The 789-nt window shown below is 66.7% G+C and carries 1 protein-coding gene and 1 pseudogene; both read right to left on the bottom strand.

Annotation, left to right across the window (positions count from 1 at the left end; translation table 11 throughout):
* Nucleotides 1-626: TIGR01459 family HAD-type hydrolase (locus tag EN991_RS38380; RefSeq protein WP_127370635.1), on the bottom strand; the 626-nt coding region annotated here is incomplete at its 3' end.
* Nucleotides 623-789 (bottom strand): annotated as a pseudogene (locus tag EN991_RS41500) (carbohydrate kinase); the annotation flags it as partial. The pseudogene EN991_RS41500 and the gene EN991_RS38380, both read right to left, overlap by 4 nt.

The following is a 789-nucleotide window of genomic DNA, read 5'->3' as shown; positions in this document are numbered from 1 at the left end:
GTGTCGGGCTTGCCGATGCGGGTAACGCTGCCGCCCAGGCTCTCGTAGAGATCGGCCAGCCGGCCGGCGCCGAAGCGAGGGCCAACGGCCGTCAGCATGATGATGTCGGGATTGGTGCAGAAACACGGCACCCGCCGCTCCGCCGCCGGCGCGAACAGCCTGCGATAATGGTCAAAGTCAAAGCGGTCACCCTCGCTGGCCGCGATCAGCACCAGCTCGGCCTCATCGCCGGACCCGGTCAGCGCAAATGGCAGGCCTTCGATCGCGGAGCGGTCATTGTCGCGGCTGATCAGCAGGCATTTTGTCCCCGGGCGCAGCTTTCCCGACGCCGCCATCTCCCCAAAGGATCGCCACGCCACCTCGCCGGAAGAAACGAAATGATCCCAGCTTCCCGCTTCGAAGCCGAGTTTTATGAGCCGGCTTTCATTGGGCTGAGCCCGCCTGCCGGAGTTCGAAACCAGCACCACGGTCTTGCCGGCGCGTTTCAGCGCCGATAGCGCTGCCACTGCGCCTGGATAGGGCCGCGTGCCGTCGTGCAGCACGCCGAACTGGTCGAGCAGAAACACATTATAGCGCTCCGCCAGCGGCCCGAGGCCGTCGAGACGTTCGATCGTTTTCGCGCTCATAGGAGTCCTGCCCGGCTTGCACTCATCAGCGCCAGCCGCGCCGTGCCGGCGGCGGCCTCGTCGGAAAGCGCGGGCAGGAAATCGACGCCGAGCCTGCGACGCCGGATTGCCGTCCAGGCCGGGTTCGCTGCCCCGCCTCCGACGCTCCTGACCGATATCAGCG

Origin of the sequence: Mesorhizobium sp. M7A.F.Ca.US.005.03.2.1, from assembly GCF_003997795.1 — a bacterium.
Taxonomy (GTDB): domain Bacteria; phylum Pseudomonadota; class Alphaproteobacteria; order Rhizobiales; family Rhizobiaceae; genus Mesorhizobium; species Mesorhizobium ciceri.
The sequence above is the reverse complement of the archived record's forward strand: the minus strand, read 5'-3'. Positions and strand labels throughout refer to the sequence as shown.